Source organism: Nocardioides sp. Z21_20, from assembly GCF_059766585.1.
Window position 1 is genome coordinate 1 of the sequence record NZ_JCBAJX010000032.1, and the last position, 1,830, is coordinate 1,830.

Annotated in this window: 1 protein-coding gene; it reads left to right on the forward strand. The window is 71.0% G+C overall.

What is annotated here, in order from left to right:
• Positions 1–337: 337 nt before the first annotated feature.
• Positions 338–1,830: thioester domain-containing protein (locus AC6EH9_RS20010; protein ID WP_498425446.1), on the forward strand; the 1,493-nt coding region annotated here is incomplete at its 3' end.

Consider the following 1,830-nt stretch of genomic DNA (forward strand, 5'->3'; position numbering starts at 1 on the left):
TTCGACCGGACGCGGCGTCTGCCGCAGCGGTTCTTCGCCACGACCGGCGCGCATCGGCTGGTGCTGGTCAGCTGCACAGGCCGGGTGGTGTACGGCAACGGGCGCTTCCACTACACCAAGTACCAGGTGGTCGTCGCCAAGCGGGTCGGCCGGTAGAGCCGGAGCACCTGGCGGCGCGACATCCGGTGGTCGCCCACCGGATGATCGGCCGCCGGGTCCCCGGGCCGGCCGTGAACCTTGCCGGGGCCGGAGACTGGTGCGACGCTTCTTGAGCGGGAGGTTGCAGAGCGGCTCGGGACCGGGTCTTGCTCCGACTGCTTTCGGGAGGTGCACGTCCGTGAACTCGATCCTGACGAACTGGCCGGCGAAGGCGCTCCGCGTTGCCGTCGTGCTGACCCTGACCAGCGTGCTCCTGGTGGTGGGACGCTCGGCGCAGGCCGACCCGATCATCGGGGGGAGCGAGCCCCCGCCGGCGCGCTCGGCCTTCACCGAACTGCAGATTCTGCCCATCACCGGGGCGCAGGGCGTGATCGGCACCAGGAGCTACTTTGCCCCGGCCAGCTTCGACCCGCTCGGCGGGTACCCGGAGACGCTGCCGCCCGGATCGACGCCCAGGACGCAGGGCTCCTACCTCGGGCTCATCCCCACGCGCGACGCCCAGGGGGTCACGGCCCTGACCTACTGCATCGACGCGTTCACCTCCACCCAGGCCGGCGTCACCTACGAGCGTGGCGAGTGGACCGAGGCCAACGTGCCCAACCTCGGCTACATGGCCTACCTCCTGGCGAACTACTACCCGTCCCAGCCGCTGCCCGCGGGCGTCCCCGACAACGTCAAGTCTGCCGCGGTGCAGGCCGCGATCTGGTACTTCAGTGACAACCTGGTGCTCGACCCCACCCAGGAGCCGCAGTTGTACGCGCTCACCTCGGCCATCGTCAACGACGCCCTCGCGAACGGTCCGGTGGCCGAGCCCGCAGCGCCGGCGCTGACCGTCACGCCGGCGTCCGCGTCGGCTCCGTTGACCGGTGAGCTGGTCGGTCCGTTCACGGTCACCGCTGACGGTCCCTCGACGCTGAGCCTCGAAGGGGTGGAGGTCTTCAGCGACGCCGCGGGCACCCAGCCGCTGGCGTCGGGAGCCACGGTTCCCGCCGGTGCGCGGCTCTGGGTCCGTGCGGTCACCAGCACCGAAACGCCACAGGGTTTCGCCCTGGAGCGCGAGCTGACCGTCCAGGAGGGCACCGTCTACGTCTATGACGGCAGCATTCCTGGTCGGGCGACCGCCCAGAGTCTGATCCTCGCACGGTCGGAGAGCATCGAGGTCGTCGCTGGGGTGCGGATCACGCCGTACGCCGCCGGCGGGATCGACGTGATCAAGACGATCAGTGGTGCGGGTGCCGGGCTGCAGGATCCGGTGGTGATCCGCGTCGTGTGTACCCCGGCCGACGGGGGTACGCCGGTCGAGCGCCGGGTGAGGATCCCGGCCGGCACGGGCGCGGGCTCCCGGACCATCCCGGTGACCGGGTTGCCTGCCGGGGCCACCTGCACGATCACCGAGCCGCAGAACGGCGACAACTCTCGGGTCAACCTCACCGCGACCTCGATATCGCCGGGGAGTGTGGAGATCGTCGAGAACGCGGTCACGCCGGTCACGGTCACCAACGCCTACGAGACCCAGTCGACCGTGAACGTGCAGAGCCGGACCTCGGCCAAGCGGGTCAGGCCCGGGCAGGCGTTCTACGACCGGGTCCGCCTGACCGGGCTCGCGCGGGGGACGACGGTGCCGGCCACGGCCCGCCTCTACGGTCCCTACGCGTCCCGCGCGGCGGCGAC